Origin of the sequence: Corynebacterium kalidii, from assembly GCF_022869005.1 — a bacterium.
In the GTDB taxonomy this organism is placed as follows: domain Bacteria; phylum Actinomycetota; class Actinomycetes; order Mycobacteriales; family Mycobacteriaceae; genus Corynebacterium; species Corynebacterium kalidii.
The window spans coordinates 224,161-237,551 of record NZ_JALIEA010000013.1; the positions used below are offsets into that span (position 1 = coordinate 224,161).

Sequence of the window (13,391 nt, forward strand, 5' to 3'; positions counted from 1 at the left end):
ATTTCTCCTACCTGCGTCCGCGGGTGATGATCCGGGCGAAGGCCATGGTGCTGATCGCGCCGCCGAGCCCGGCGAGCAACACGACGTCGTAGGTGATCGCGGAGTCGTAGAACAGGCAGTACACCAGGAACCCGGCGATGACGGTGAGGAACACCATGTCGGCCAGCACGGCGCGGCGGGCGTCGTTACGCGTCGACACCGCCCGCCACAGCACCAGGGCCATGGCGGCGACGATGAGCACCGCCGCAACCCCGGCGAAGATCCACAGGAATTGTGTCGGTGTCACTTCGACTCGTCCTCTCTCTTGTCGGTCTCGCCGGTGCTCCCGGTGCTGCCGGTGTCCGTGGGGTCCTCGGTGTGGGGGTGCCCGTGCCGGCCGCGCAGGCGCGACAGCGGGGTGCCGGGGAGTCCCTGCCGGCCACTGAGGTCCAGTTCCGGTTGCGGCAGACGCGACCGAACCTCGAGTGCGTTGACCAGCGAGGCGATCGGCGAGGTCCGGCGCCCGGAGCGGGACGCCTTGGCGCCGTCGGACACGGGGGCCGCGTCGTTGGCCTCGGACAGCGCTGACACCCCGCGGTCGCCGGACGGTGCGACGCGTGCCGGGTCGATGCCTTCCTCGAGGTCTTCGGAGTCCGGGCCACGCTCGGTGTCGTCGAGGTCGAGCTCGGGGGGACTGAACTCCTCGGCGAGCTTGCGGCGACGGCGCTTCTCCTCCTCCGCGATCCTGCGCCGTTTCTCCTCGGCCGCCTTACGGGCGTTGGTCTTGGCGATCTTCTCCCGCTGTTCCCGGGACAGGTTGTCGAGGTCGTTGACGTCGAGGTTGTCGTCCTGCCGCATGATCGCCGCGACGAAGGCGGCGGCGTGCGGGGTCGAGTCGACCTTCTCCACGTCGAAGACGCCGTCTTCGCTGGCACGGCCACCGCGGTTGCCACGGTAGCCGCGCGGCCCGGGCACACCGCGCTCGACCAGGTGCTCCACGTCGAACTCGATCTTGCGCTTGCGCACCGACGGGGAGATCCGGGCCTCCATCACGGCCAGGGAGTGCAGCAGTTCCTGCGGGTCCGCACCGTACATGGCGTGGACCGCGAGGAAACGCTGGACCCGGGTGAGCCCGTGGGTACGGAACTCCGAGGTGGCCACGGAGCCGGCGTCGTCGAGGTTGCGCTTGCCGGCGGCGGCGTCCTCGTCGACCTCCTTGGGGCCGGTCACACCCAACGCCAGCGTGCCGGGGGTCATGGTGATCGACGCGATGAACACGGCGATGTCACGTTCCCGGGTGAGCCGCAGCGGGTAGTAGACCATCACCGGTGCGATGTGGCGACCGGTGGTGAACGTGTCGTAGGCCATGATCGTGGACTCCTTCACGATCTGGCCCACGAGCCACACCGAGTAGGACGCCCCGTGGCCGATCTGGTGGAGGACGTGCTTCAGCGTCATCACCGCGCTCCTTCCGTGGCGGCCGCCGCGTCCGTCGCGACGGGGGTTGAACCGGAGTCCGTGTGCGCCAGCCCGTAGTGCTCGGACGGGAGCACGACACCGACCGCCTCGTCCGGGTCACCGATGACCGAGTGGACGTAGTCGGTGGTGTCGGTCAGCGACGCGGCCGCGTCGCCGGTGACCTGGGTGACCACGCCGACGAAGAGGAACATGCCGACGCTGACCACCATCATCGTGGCGCTGGGGAGGGTGAGCCGCACGCTGACCGCCAGGCTGGGGTCCATGTCCTGCTTGTCCATGGGCTTGCCCCAGAAGCACTTCCGCCAGACGTGCAGCATGCTGAGCAGCGCGCCGATCGACGCGACGACGACCGCGCCGACACCGACCCACACCATGGGGCCGGAGTCCCGGACCATGGCGAAGACGAGCATCAGCTTGCCCCACAGCCCGGAGAACGGCGGGAAGCCGATCAGCGACATGGCGGCCGCGGCGAAGACCACGGAGATCATCGGGTCGCGGCGCATCAGGCCGGAGAGCCGGCGGAGCCGTCCGGTGCCGTAGGTCTCCTCCACGGCACCGGCGGCCATGATCATCGCCGCGGCGGTGATCATGTGGTGGAGCATGTAGAAGATGGCCGCGGAGAGCATCAGCTCGGCGCTGCCGCCGAGGAACGCCAGCGCCACCAGGATGAACGGGATGCCGTTGACCATCTGGTAGGCGATCACCCCACGCAGGGTGGTCTCGCCGAGGGCGGCGAACCCGCCGATCATCATGCCGATCACGGCGAAGACCAGGATCGGCAGCGCCCACCGCTGGTCGCCCTCGAAGACGGTCATGTACACCCGCAGGATGGCGTACACGCCGACCTTGGTGTGCAGACCCGAGAACAGGGCCATCACCGACGGCGAGGTCGAGCCGTAGGAGCGGGGCAGCCAGGTGTGCACCGGTGCCGCACCGGCCTTGACCGCCAGGGCGATGAGCACGACGCCCAGGGCGAGCAGCAGCTGCCACTGGGTGCCGAAGACCCCCTCGGCGAAGCCGCCTGCGCCACGTTCACCCGCGGCACCGGCGAGGGCGGCCATATTGGTCGTGCCCACCACCGCGTACACCAGGGCCACACCGGAGAGCAGGCACAGCGAGGTGACCAGGTTGACCAGCACGAAGGTGCGGCCGGCGGCGAGCCGTGCCCAGGTACCCGTCATGGCCAGCAGTCCGAAGGACGGCATGAGCATGACCTCGATGAAGACGAAGAGGTTGAACAGGTCGGCGGTGAGGAAGGCGCCCCAAACGCCGGCGAGCAGCATCAGCGTCATCGCCGGGTAGAAGCGGGCGCGGGACTCGCCGACAGCCTCGGCGAACCAGTTCGCGGTGAGGGCGACGACGGCGGTGGCGACGATCATCACCGCGGACAGCGTGTCCGCCACCAGGGGGATGGACACGCCGCCGGTGAAGGAGCCGACGTTGTCGGCGACGACGGTGGTCTCGCCACCGCCGGACACCTGGGTGAGCAGCAGGACACCGCCGACGAGACCGGCGGCGGGCACCAGCAGGCCGAGGGCACGCCGGGGGAGGCTCCACGGCAGGGCGGCGGCGACACCGGCCGCCATCAGCGGGACCACGACGAACAGTGCGAGCAGTGGTCCGAGGGTGTCGGGGTTCATCAGTAGTCCACCTCTCGGTCGCGACGGCGTTGTGCCTGGGCTGAGTGTTCGTCGATCCGGTGGGCCGAGCGTCGGCCCACGGTGTCCAGGGCGCGGAACTCGCGGCGGGCGCGCTGGACGTCCTCGCCGGAGCGGGTGTCGTCGTCACGGCCGAGGGCGGCGAGGGCGAGCAGCACGGCGGTCGTCGCCATCGAGATGACGATCGCGGTCAGGACGAAGGCCTGGGGGAGGGGGTCGGCGGAGTCCGCGGGGAACGTCCGGTCGGCGAGCGCGTCCGAACGCCACGCGCCGATACCGGCGGCGAGCAGGAGCAGGTTGACTCCGTGACTCATCAGTGTGGCGCCGATGATGACACGGACCATGCCACGCTGCATCACCATGTAGACGCCGGCTGCGACAAGGAGGGCGATGATGGCCGCGATGATCACCGGAGGTCACCGTCCTTTCCCTGGTCGCTGTTGCTGTCGTTGTCGTTGGTGCTGTCGTGTTCGTCGTCGGGTGCTGCCCCGGGTTCTCGGGTACCGGATCCGGTCCTGCCGCGTTGTTCCTCGGCGACGGCGGAGGGATTCAGCGGCACGGCGGACCCGCCGGCGGTCACGGCGACCTGTGAGTTCGCCACCGCCTGCAGTTCAGGACGGTCCGCCACCGGCCGCGCCAGTTCGACCGGGCTGGCCTTGGACGGCCGGTGTGCCTCGGAACCGGGGCGGTCCCGGCCACCGAGCTCGTTGAGCACGATGGTGACGATGCCGATCACGGCGAGGTAGACCCCGCCGTCGAAGAAGAGCGAGGAACTGAAGTGCTCGGACCCGATGTAGAAGTGGATCGGGGTGAGGAAGCTGCCCTCGGCGAAGCCGACGAGGCCGGTGACCAGGGCCAGGACGATACCGCCGCCGACGAACTGGTACCCCAGGTCGGCGCCGCCGATGCGCTTCGCGTTCGGCTGGACGAGGTACCAGAACACCAGTCCGAGGGCGAGCATCAGCGCGGCGAGGAAGCCGCCGCCGGGTGCCTGGTGGCCGCGGTAGAGCGTGACCGCGGAGTACACCACGAGCACGGCGAGGAACGGCCAGACGACCTGACGTCCCAGGATGGAGTTGAGGTGGGTGCTGCGCAGGTACTTCGAGTAGAACGGGGCGAGCTCCGGCACCTTGTGCACGTCCGGGAACTTGGTGGAGCCCGGCTTGCGGAAGAGCTCGGCGCTGGACCCCGGACCGTAGCCCGGCACCGGGGACTTCGGCACCGAGGAGACGATGGCGGCGATGACGATGCCGGCCATACCGAGGACGGCGAGTTCGCCGAGGGTATCCAGTGCACGGAACTCGACCAGGATCGCCGCGACGATGTTGTTCGCGCCGGAGACCTCCGGCGACTCGGTGATGTACCACATGGCGAGCTCCGGGCGCTCGTGGCGCCCGATGAGCAGCCAGACACCGATGAACACGACGAGGCCGACGATCGCGGCCAGGGTGACGGCGAACTTGGTGCGGTTCTCGCCCTCCTTGAGGTAGAGGCGCGGCTGGTGACGGACGACCAGCATGAGGAACACGGTGACGATGAACTCCACCATGAGGTTGGTCATGGCCACGTCCGGGGCACCCAGGGTCAGCATGATCCAGGAGACACCGGCACCGGCCACGCCGACCAGGATGACCGAGCCCATCCGGGAGCGGGTGGAGATGATCGCCATGGTCACCATGAACATGATGACCAGGCCGATGATGTCGGTGAGGCTGTCGATGCCGCTGACCCGCGGTGGCAGTTCGCCCAGGTGCTCCAGGCCTCCCGGCCCGAAGAACGCGGCGACGGTGAGGACCAGGACCATCACGAAGATCCAGAGAAGGTGGGCGTTGGGGCTCAGCGTGTTGCCCAGGCGGCTGACCAGCCGGCCCCACCGGGCGGCCATACGGAGGGTGAAGGCGATCACCTCGTTGCCGGTGAAGGGGAACAGCCGGTGGTCCTCCATCCAGTTGGTGTAGGCGCGGTGGCGCAGGGCCACCAGCACGACACCGAGGACGATGACCGCGAGGGTGATGTAGAGCGGGATGCCGAACCCGTGCCACAGGCCCAGGTGGGAGTGGGATTCACCGGCGCCGATGGATCCCACCACCGCGTCCAGCGGCGAGTCCAGCGCAGTGAGGAACAGGACCACGGGCAGGGACAGGAACCCGGGGATGGCGGCGGGGAGCCAGAGGGACACCGGGACCTCCTTGACCTCGTCGACGGGGGTCACCTCGGCGGTGTCCGCGGCCGACCCGGTGTCGATGAAGGCACCGGTCAGGTACTTCGCGGAGTACAGGAACGTCGCCAGGGCACCGACCCCGGCGGCGACCAGCAGCACGATCTCCCAGGACGGCACCAGCGGGGACTCGGTGAAGGCCTCGAGCATGCCCTCCTTCGACACGAAGCCGAAGGTCGGGGGGAGACCGGCCATGCTCGCCGCGGCGACGAGGGCGGCGGTGAACGTGGCCGGCATGCGGCGCCAGATGGAACCGAGTTCGCGGATGTCCCGGGACCCGTTCTCGTGGTCGACGATGCCGATGATCATGAACAGCGAGGACTTGAACATGGCGTGGGCGGCGGTGTGGACGACGGCGGCGGCCAGCGCGAAGGGTGTGCCGATACCGATCGTCGCGACGATCCAGCCGAGCTGCGAGACCGTGGAGTAGGCCGTCAACCGCTTGAGGTCGGTCTGCTGGTAGGCGAAGACCGCCGCCATCACCGCGGTGCACATGCCGGAGATGATCAGCATCAGGTTCCACACCATGACGTCGGAGAAGACCGCCGAGAACCGCAGCAGCAGGTAGATACCGGCCTTGACGACCGCGGCGGCGTGCAGGAACGCCGACACCGGGGTGACGGCCGCCATCGCCTCGGGGAGCCAGATGTGGAACGGCAGCTGGGCGGCCTTGGAGAAGCCGGCGAGCGCGACGAGGACGGCGACGATGGCGGTGAGGGAGGCGTCCTGGCCCCACACGTCACTGGCCAGGATCCCGGACAGGTTCGTCGTCCCGGTCGCCATGACCGAGATACCGAGGGCGACCAGCAGGCTGAGCCCACCGGTGAAGGTGAGCAGCAGGGTGCGCACGGCGCCCGGCTCACCGGTGTGGCCCGCGCGGGCGACGAGGAAGAACGACGCCAGGGAGACCAGTTCCCAGCCGATGAACAGCACGGAGACGTCGTCGGCGAGGAAGAGCAGGACCACCGAGACCATGAACCCGGTCATCAGGACATAGAAGTTCATGATATGCTCCCCGCGGTGCAGGTACCGCGAGGAGTAGGCGAAGACCGCCGAACCGACGAACAGGGCCAGCAGGGTGAAGAACAGGCCGAGCGAATCCATGCGCAGGGCGAACTCGAGGTTTCCCGCGGATCCGTCGACCCCGGGGATGATCCCCTCGATCCACGTCGCGGAGTAGACGGCGTCCTGCCCGTCCAGGATGTCGCCGGCGTGGGCGACGACGTAGGCGGCGACGCCGAGGAACACCGCGGCCAGGGGCCAGCCGGCGTTGCGGTCGAGAGTTCTGACCAGGACCGGGGTGAGTGCGAGGGCTATGGCCAGCACCACGGGAACGACGATCAAGGTCACGGTCTCACCAACACCTCACTGTTGTTCTGATTCGGTAGGTGCCCCATGGTTTCTCCGGGTGTCGGACCCGTACGGGCCCGGCCACCGGTGGGCCGTGCCAGGGCCCCGGCAGTCTCATGCGACGGGACAAGTTTATCAGGCGTGTCGCAGGTGGGTACGGCCGCCACTTTGCAGTAGAGAGCGGTGGAGGTCAGCGGCGCGACGTTGTTACCATCGGTGGGATGTCACCCACATCGTCATCGGTAACGTCATTCACCCCGCCGCCACTGGAACTCCCCGGTATCGGTTTCGGCACCTACAAGTTGCGCGGTGCCGACGGCCGGGAGGCCGTGTCGGGGGCGATCGAGCTGGGGTACCGGCTCATCGACTCCGCCTACAACTACGAGAACGAGGGCACGGTCGGCGCCGGCATCCGCGACGCCGTCGAGAGCGGTGCCGCGACCCGCTCGGAGATCATCTACACCAGCAAGCTGCCGGGCCGGTACCACCGACGCGCCGACGCCCTCGCCACGGTCGAGGAGTCGTACCACCGGTCGGGGATCGGCCCGATCGACCTCTACCTGATCCACTGGCCCAACCCGAAGCAGGGGCACTACGTCGAGGCATGGAACGCGCTCATCGAGGCCCGCGAGCGTGGCCTGGTCAAGCACATCGGTGTGTGCAACTTCCTGCCCGCGCACCTGGAGGTCCTGGAGAAGGAGACCGGGGAGCTGCCGGAGGTCAACCAGATCGAGCTGCACCCGGCGTTCCCCCAGGTGGGCGCGCTGGAGTGGAATGCCGCTCACGGGATCATCACCCAGGGGTGGAGCCCGTTGGGCCGCGGGGCCGCCCTGGACAGCGTGCCGGTGCAGGACGCCGCCCGGGCGCACGGCGCCACGGCCGGGCAGGTCGTGCTCGCGTGGCACCGCGCGGTGGGCTCGTTGGCGATCCCGAAGGCGGCCGGGCGTCAGCGCCAGCAGGAGAACCTGGAGTCGTTGACCGTGGAGCTCACCGACGACGAGGTCACCGCGATCACGGCCCTGGGCACCCCGGACGGCCGGTTGAAGGGCCAGGACCCGGCGACCTACGAGGAATTCTGAGCCGTCCCGCCCGCCGGGCCGGTAAGGTGGGTGTGTGACCCATCCTCCGTCCCGGCCGCTGAACCTCCGTCTCCTCAACGACTACGAGGTGGTGGTCCTGGGCCTCAGGTCCATGCTCCGCCCGTTCGCGGACCGGATCAGGATGGTGGAGGCGGAGACCGGGTCGGTCTCGGACGTGACCGCGGACATCACCCTCTACGACACGTTCGGACGGTCCCAGGTCGAGGGCCTCGACCTGGACGAGGTCCTCCGCGACGGCGACGCCGGCCACGTCGTCATCTACACCTGGAACATGCGGGCCGACCTCATCCGCACCGCCCTGGACAAGGGGTGCCGCGGCTACCTGGACAAGTCGATGGGGGCCGACGCCCTGGTGCGCAACCTCGAGGCGATCGGGAACGGTGAGGTGCGGGTGTCCGACACGGCGGACTTCTTCCGCGAGGAGTCCGACGACCGGGTGGATTCAGTGGACTCGGTGTCCGACCGGGGGTTCTGGCCAGGTCGGGACGCGGGGCTCACGGCGCGTGAGGCCGAGATCATCGCACTGGTCACCCAGGGACTGACGAACGCGGAGATCGCGAACCGCTGCTACATCACCATCAACTCGTTGAAGTCCTGCATCCGGTCGGCGTACCGGAAGATGGGCGTCGAGCGGCGGTCGCAGGCCGTCCGGTGGGGGATGGAGAACGGGATGACCCCGCCGTCGGCGCGGGGGAGGGCGCCCCAGCGGAGCTGAGGCACACGCGTAGGAGGGGTGTTACCTCTTCCTGGTGACCAGGCCGACGATCCAGAGCAGGATCACCGCGCCCACCAGGCAGGTGAGGAAGCTGAAGAAGATGCCGCCTCCGGCGACGTCCACGCCGAACAGGGTCAGCAGCCAGCCGCCGAGGAAGCCGCCGACCACACCGACGACGATGTTGAGGATGATCCCCATCGACGCGTCGGTGCCCATGATCTTCGAGCCGATCCAGCCGGCGAGCCCGCCGATGACGATCCAACCGATGAAGCCCAGCGGGGGAGCCGATTCCGCCGCGAGGATGAGTGTGGTGGAGTCCACTGTTGTTCTCCGTTCGTGAGAGGTCGGTCTTGCGGTCATGTGACCGGACCAACGGTAGGAGAACAGGGCACCCTGTGAAACACCCCTGAGGGTGGTGCCGCGGAGCGGGTACGGGAAAACGGAGAACACCCTCCGCCCTGCCTGTGCAGGTCGGAGGGTGTTCTCCCGGCTGTCGGGGTAGCGGGATTTGAACCCACGACCTCTTCGTCCCGAACGAAGCGCGCTGCCAAGCTGCGCCATACCCCGGTCTGGAACGGCACACCTCATCCCTGTCGGGAATCGCTGTGTCGCAACAGGTAAGCACTATAGACCGATGTGGAGCCCGCTGGCAAAACGGCTGGACACGCCGGTGCCGGGGGCGTGGCCGGAGCTGCTGTCAGGCCGGGCGTTCGACGACCCGGACCAGGGTGGCCGAGGGCCGGCAGAACGTCCGGAACGGGACGTACTTCGACGTGCCCAGCCCGTTGGTCACGTGCAGCCACATCCGTTCGGACCAGCGGGACAGCCCGGCCACCCGCGACCGGTCGATCCCGCAGTTGGTGACGATCGCCCGGCCGCCGGGGAGACACAGCTGACCGCCGTGGGTGTGGCCCGACATCGTCAGCTGGTAGCCGTCCGCGGCGAACTCGTCGAGCACCCGGGGCTCCGGGGAGTGCGACAGGCCGATCGCCAGGTCCGCCTCGACGTTCGGTGCACCGCCGAGCCGCGCGTAGTCGTCCCGGTCGAGATGCGGGTCGTCGACACCGCCGACGGCCAGCTTCACCCCGCCGGTGGCGAAGTCCACGCGCCGGTGGGTGGCGTCCTCCCATCCGTGCTCGACGAAGGCGGCGCGCATACCGCGCCACGGCAGTTCGACGTCGCTGGGCTTGTTGCGCTTCCCCAGCAGGTAGTTGACGGGGTTCACCGGGTGCGGTGCGTAGTAGTCGTTGCTGCCGAAGACGAACACCCCGGGCCGCCGGAGCAGCGGGCCCAGGGCGCGCAGCACCCCGGGGACCGCCTCGGCCTCGCCGAGGTTGTCGCCGGTGTTCACGACGAGATCGGGTTCGAGGGCGTCGAGCCCGGCGACCCAGTCCTGCTTCGCGCGCTGGCCGGCCAGCATGTGCAGGTCCGAGATGTGCAGGATCGTGAACGCCTCGCGCCCGTCGCCGAGGGTGCCGGGCGCGAGCACCGGGACGGTCACCTCGTGGAGGACGAAGGCACGGGTCTCGGCGACGGCCGCGACGGCGGTGGCGGCAACGACGGCCGCCGCGGTACCGACGGCGGCCAGCGCCCCCGGAACCAGCCCAGGAACCAGCCCGGAAGCAACCCGGGAAGCTACCCGGGATATCGGGCCGTGCCCGGCGTCGGCCTCCCCGGTGCGGCGGTGGGGGACGGGCTGCTGTTCTGGACTGCGTCGGTTATTCATCGTGTCCAGTGTAAACGGCGGGCCCGACGTGGACGACGCGTGCAGCCCGGAGCTACTCGAACTCGTCGAGGGTCATGTCCCACCCGGCGCTACGGCTCTCCTGCCGGGGCGTGGGGGCGTCGTCGGTGAACGTCGCGTTGCGGTAGCGGTCGGGGTTACCCCGGTCGTAGCTGCGGTCGTAGCGGGGCAGGCCGGCACCGCCGTAGCTGGCGGCCAGGGAGTTCGCCGCGGTGAAGAACGCCCGCGCCGGCTCGTTGCCGCCGTACAGGTTGCCCGCGCCGCACTGGCGGAGCGGGGAGGTGCACAGCGGCGAGGTCTGTGAACCGTCGTTGAAGGCGTAGGTCGCCCCGGCGAGTCCGGGGGTGAACCCCAGGAACGCGGCGGAGAGGCTGGTTTCGGTGGTGCCGGTCTTCGCCGAGATCGGCCCGCTCCAGCCGGACGCGGCGGCGGCCGCCGACGCGGTGCCGTCACGGACGTCCCCGCCCATGCCGTTGGCCAGCGCGTCCGCGATGTCGCGGGACAGCGCCTGTTCGCACGACGGGGTGTCCAGGTCGACGGTGTCGCCGTCGCGGTCCGAGACCGACAGCACCGGCGAGGGCTCGCACCACCGGCCGTGGTCGGCCAGGCTGGCGGATACGTTGGCCAGCTCGAGCGGGTTGACCTCCAGCGGGCCCAGGACGAAGGAGCCGAGGTTGCTGTCCTTGACGAAGTCGGCGACGGAGGTGTCGCCGTCGTAGGAGCCGGGTTCGGCGTAGGAGCGCAACCCGAGGTCGACGGCGATGTCGGTCATCCGTCCGGTGCCCAGCTGCTCCGCCATCGCCACGAACGGCGTGTTGGGGCTGGTGGCCAGCGCCTCACGCAGGCTCATGCTGGACTTGAAGTCGCCGGCGTTCTCGACGCAGTACCGGTCGGCGGGGCACCCCGCGGCACCGCCGCTGCCCATGCCCGCCACCTCGATCCGGGACGGGACGTCGAGTCTGGTGTTCAGCCCCATCCCCTTCTCCATGGCCGCGGCGGCGGCGAAGATCTTGAAGACACTTCCGGCGCCGTTGCCCTCGGAGGTGTGGGTGACCGGCAGCACCGTCTCGCTGACGTCGGCGTCGAGCCCGTAGGTGCGCGACGACGCCATGGCGACGACCTCGTGGGCGTCGTCGGTGGGGGCGATGAAGTTCGAGGTCATCGAGACCCCCGGCGTGGCGCTGTCGGCCTGGGAACGCACCGCGTTCACCGCCGCGTCCTGCGCGTCCGGGTCCAGGGTGGTGCGCACGGTGTACCCGCCGCGGGCGATCTCGTCGCGGTCCAGGTCGTGGTCCTCGAGGTAGGACAGGACGTAGTCGCAGAAGAAGCCGGCGTCGTCGGCGCCGATGCAGCCGTTCGCCTGCCCCACGGGGGACTCGTTCACGCCGAGGGGCTGGGCGATGAACCGGTCGCGTTCCTCCGGGCCGAGGGCGCCGGTGGACTCCATGGCGGTCAGGACGGCGTCGCGCCGGGCTTTGGCGCTGTCCGGGTTCATCCACGGGTCGTGGGCGGTGGTGGACTGCACCATGCCCGCCAGCAGGGCGGACTGGGGCACGGTGAGTTCGGCGGCGGTGGTGGAGAAGTAGGTGCGGGCGGCGGCCTCGATGCCGTAGGCGCCGTTGCCGAAGGAGATGAGGTTGAGGTACCGGGTGAGGATCTCGTCCTTGGAGTAGCGCTTCTCCAGGTCCGTGGCCATCTTCATCTCGCGCAGTTTCCGGGTGGCCGAGGTTTCGGTCGCCGCGGCGCGTTCCTCGTCGTTCGCGGCGTCGATCAGCAGCAGGTAGTTCTTGATGTACTGCTGGTTGATGGTGGACGCGCCCTGCTCGACGGCTCCGCTGGAGAAGTTCGCCGCCAGGGCGCGCAGTGTGCCGCGCACGTCGACGCCGTCGTGCTCGTAGAAGCGACGGTCCTCGATTGCGACGATCGCCTGCTTCATGTTGTCGGAGATCTCGTCCGAACCGACGGAGTAGCGGCGCTGGTCGTACAGCGTGGCCAGCCTGTTCCCGTCGCGGTCGGTGATGGTGCTGACCTCGGGCAGCGAGGTGTTGTCGTCGATGTCGGCCAGGTCGCTGTCGACGGTGTCGGAGCCGGCGTTGACGGCGAACCCCATGCCGCCGACCAGGGGGACGGCGGCGAACGCGGTCAACACGCCGACCAGGACGATGGCGAGGACGAGTGTGGCCGCGTTCCGGAGGTAAGTCACACGGAAAAGGGTATCGGATGCCGGCGGTGAGGGGGAGTCCGCGCCGGGATCGTCGGCAGGGGGAGTCGACGGGGGTGGTCGACGGTGGCGTCCCCGACAGGTGCGTCGGCGCCGGACGGGGCGGGGCGGAGGCGGGGTCCTTTAACAACGCGGTGGCGTCCGCGGGGCCGGAACGGGCTATCGGTGACGGACATCACAACATGCTCGCGGGGGCGGTGAGGGTGTGATGACCAGCACATTTTCTGGGATGATTGCTCCAATTTCCCGCGGGGCGCCGGTGAATGTGCAGGACGGTGAGGAAAATCTCCGGCTGCCGTCCGGCCGGGCCGCGGGGTGCCGGCGGCCCGTCGGGACGTCCGTCGACGAGGTCCCCGTGATGTGCCGCACAGTTGTTCGCGGCATGTGCGATTCGACACTTCTAAATCTGTGTGAATACACTTACATCCAGTTTGCTGATGATCGCTTCCGGGGTCCCGATCTCCGGAGCCGGAGGTCATCAACCCCCGGCCACTATGTACAGCGGAAGGACATCATGACCGCATCACTCCGACACCCCGACACCAAGGCCAGCGTCGACGCCGGCACCGCCCCCCAGGTGCGCAGCGGTAGCGAGGGCGTCCTGCACCGGACGGCCGGCCAGGTGACCACCCGCGAGTCCTTCGCGAACCGCGGCGAATGGATCACCCAGGCGCACTGCCGCAACATCGACCCCGAGGAGCTGTTCGTCCGCGGCGCGGCCCAGCGCAAGGCCGTGGCCATCTGCCGCCACTGCCCGGTGGTGCTCCAGTGCCGTGCGGACGCACTGGACAACGAGGTCGAGTTCGGCGTGTGGGGAGGCATGACCGAGCGTCAGCGCCGTGCCCTCCTGCGCAAGCACCCTGAGGTGGAGAGCTGGGCGGACTTCTTCGCCGGCCAGCTCGAGGCCACCCGGAACTGACCCTCCCC

Annotated in this window: 11 protein-coding genes and 1 tRNA gene; 3 read left to right on the plus strand and 9 right to left on the minus strand. The window is 69.2% G+C overall.

Annotated elements, in window-relative coordinates:
- Positions 1-7: 7 nt before the first annotated feature.
- Genes MUN33_RS09295 through MUN33_RS09315 form a run of 5 tightly spaced genes read right to left on the minus strand, consistent with a single transcriptional unit; the run spans position 8 to position 6,684 of the window.
- Positions 8-286, minus strand: a complete 279-nt coding sequence (locus MUN33_RS09295) for a monovalent cation/H+ antiporter complex subunit F (protein ID WP_244804636.1) — start codon at positions 284-286, stop codon at positions 8-10.
- Positions 283-1,437, minus strand: a complete 1,155-nt coding sequence (locus MUN33_RS09300; protein WP_244804637.1) for a Na+/H+ antiporter subunit E — start codon at positions 1,435-1,437, stop codon at positions 283-285. The genes MUN33_RS09295 and MUN33_RS09300 overlap by 4 nt, the downstream gene beginning before the upstream one ends.
- Positions 1,437-3,098: a monovalent cation/H+ antiporter subunit D family protein gene (locus MUN33_RS09305; RefSeq protein WP_244804638.1), complete on the minus strand. Its 1,662-nt coding sequence runs from the start codon at positions 3,096-3,098 to the stop codon at positions 1,437-1,439. The genes MUN33_RS09300 and MUN33_RS09305 overlap by 1 nt, the downstream gene beginning before the upstream one ends.
- Positions 3,098-3,526, minus strand: coding sequence for a sodium:proton antiporter (locus tag MUN33_RS09310; protein WP_244804639.1), 429 nt, complete (start codon positions 3,524-3,526; stop codon positions 3,098-3,100). The genes MUN33_RS09305 and MUN33_RS09310 overlap by 1 nt, the downstream gene beginning before the upstream one ends.
- Positions 3,523-6,684 carry a DUF4040 family protein gene (locus tag MUN33_RS09315; protein WP_244804640.1) on the minus strand — a complete coding sequence of 1,054 codons (3,162 nt, stop codon included), beginning with the start codon at positions 6,682-6,684 and terminating at the stop codon, positions 3,523-3,525. Before MUN33_RS09315 ends, MUN33_RS09310 begins: the two co-directional genes overlap by 4 nt.
- 221 nt (positions 6,685-6,905) lie before the next feature.
- Here MUN33_RS09315 and MUN33_RS09320 point away from each other — a divergent pair, with 221 nt between their 5' ends.
- Both MUN33_RS09320 and MUN33_RS09325 read left to right on the plus strand, forming a co-directional pair.
- Positions 6,906-7,763, plus strand: coding sequence for an aldo/keto reductase (locus tag MUN33_RS09320; RefSeq protein ID WP_244804641.1), 858 nt, complete (start codon positions 6,906-6,908; stop codon positions 7,761-7,763).
- Positions 7,764-7,797: 34 nt separating this feature from the next.
- Complete coding sequence (locus MUN33_RS09325; protein ID WP_244804642.1) at positions 7,798-8,499, plus strand: LuxR C-terminal-related transcriptional regulator; 702 nt, start codon at positions 7,798-7,800, stop codon at positions 8,497-8,499.
- 21 nt (positions 8,500-8,520) lie between these two features.
- Here MUN33_RS09325 and MUN33_RS14240 read toward each other — a convergent pair whose 3' ends face one another.
- From MUN33_RS14240 to MUN33_RS09345, 4 genes are all read right to left on the minus strand, one after another.
- A complete protein-coding gene (locus tag MUN33_RS14240; protein ID WP_244804643.1) occupies positions 8,521-8,820 on the minus strand; it encodes a GlsB/YeaQ/YmgE family stress response membrane protein in 300 nt (99 codons plus the stop codon).
- Between the two features lie 172 nt (positions 8,821-8,992).
- Positions 8,993-9,066: transfer RNA gene (locus MUN33_RS09335), tRNA-Pro, on the minus strand.
- Positions 9,067-9,196: 130 nt separating this feature from the next.
- Positions 9,197-10,225, minus strand: coding sequence for a metallophosphoesterase (locus MUN33_RS09340; RefSeq protein WP_244804644.1), 1,029 nt, complete (start codon positions 10,223-10,225; stop codon positions 9,197-9,199).
- 52 nt (positions 10,226-10,277) lie between these two features.
- Positions 10,278-12,446, minus strand: a complete 2,169-nt coding sequence (locus tag MUN33_RS09345; RefSeq protein WP_244804645.1) for a transglycosylase domain-containing protein — start codon at positions 12,444-12,446, stop codon at positions 10,278-10,280.
- Positions 12,447-12,978: 532 nt separating this feature from the next.
- Between MUN33_RS09345 and MUN33_RS09350 the strand changes: the two genes are divergently transcribed.
- Positions 12,979-13,383 carry a WhiB family transcriptional regulator gene (locus MUN33_RS09350; protein WP_305037383.1) on the plus strand — a complete coding sequence of 135 codons (405 nt, stop codon included), beginning with the start codon at positions 12,979-12,981 and terminating at the stop codon, positions 13,381-13,383.
- The last annotated feature ends 8 nt before the right edge of the window (positions 13,384-13,391 follow it).

Bases quoted from the DNA above. Each gene is read 5' to 3' on its own strand.
- MUN33_RS09340 (WP_244804644.1), bottom strand. From the start codon at position 10,225: ATGAATAACCGACGCAGTCCAGAACAGCAGCCCGTCCCCCACCGCCGC.
- MUN33_RS09305 (WP_244804638.1), bottom strand. From the start codon at position 3,098: ATGAACCCCGACACCCTCGGACCACTGCTCGCACTGTTCGTCGTGGTC.
- MUN33_RS09350 (WP_305037383.1), top strand. From the start codon at position 12,979: ATGACCGCATCACTCCGACACCCCGACACCAAGGCCAGCGTCGACGCC.
- MUN33_RS09300 (WP_244804637.1), bottom strand. From the start codon at position 1,437: ATGACGCTGAAGCACGTCCTCCACCAGATCGGCCACGGGGCGTCCTAC.
- MUN33_RS09320 (WP_244804641.1), top strand. From the start codon at position 6,906: ATGTCACCCACATCGTCATCGGTAACGTCATTCACCCCGCCGCCACTG.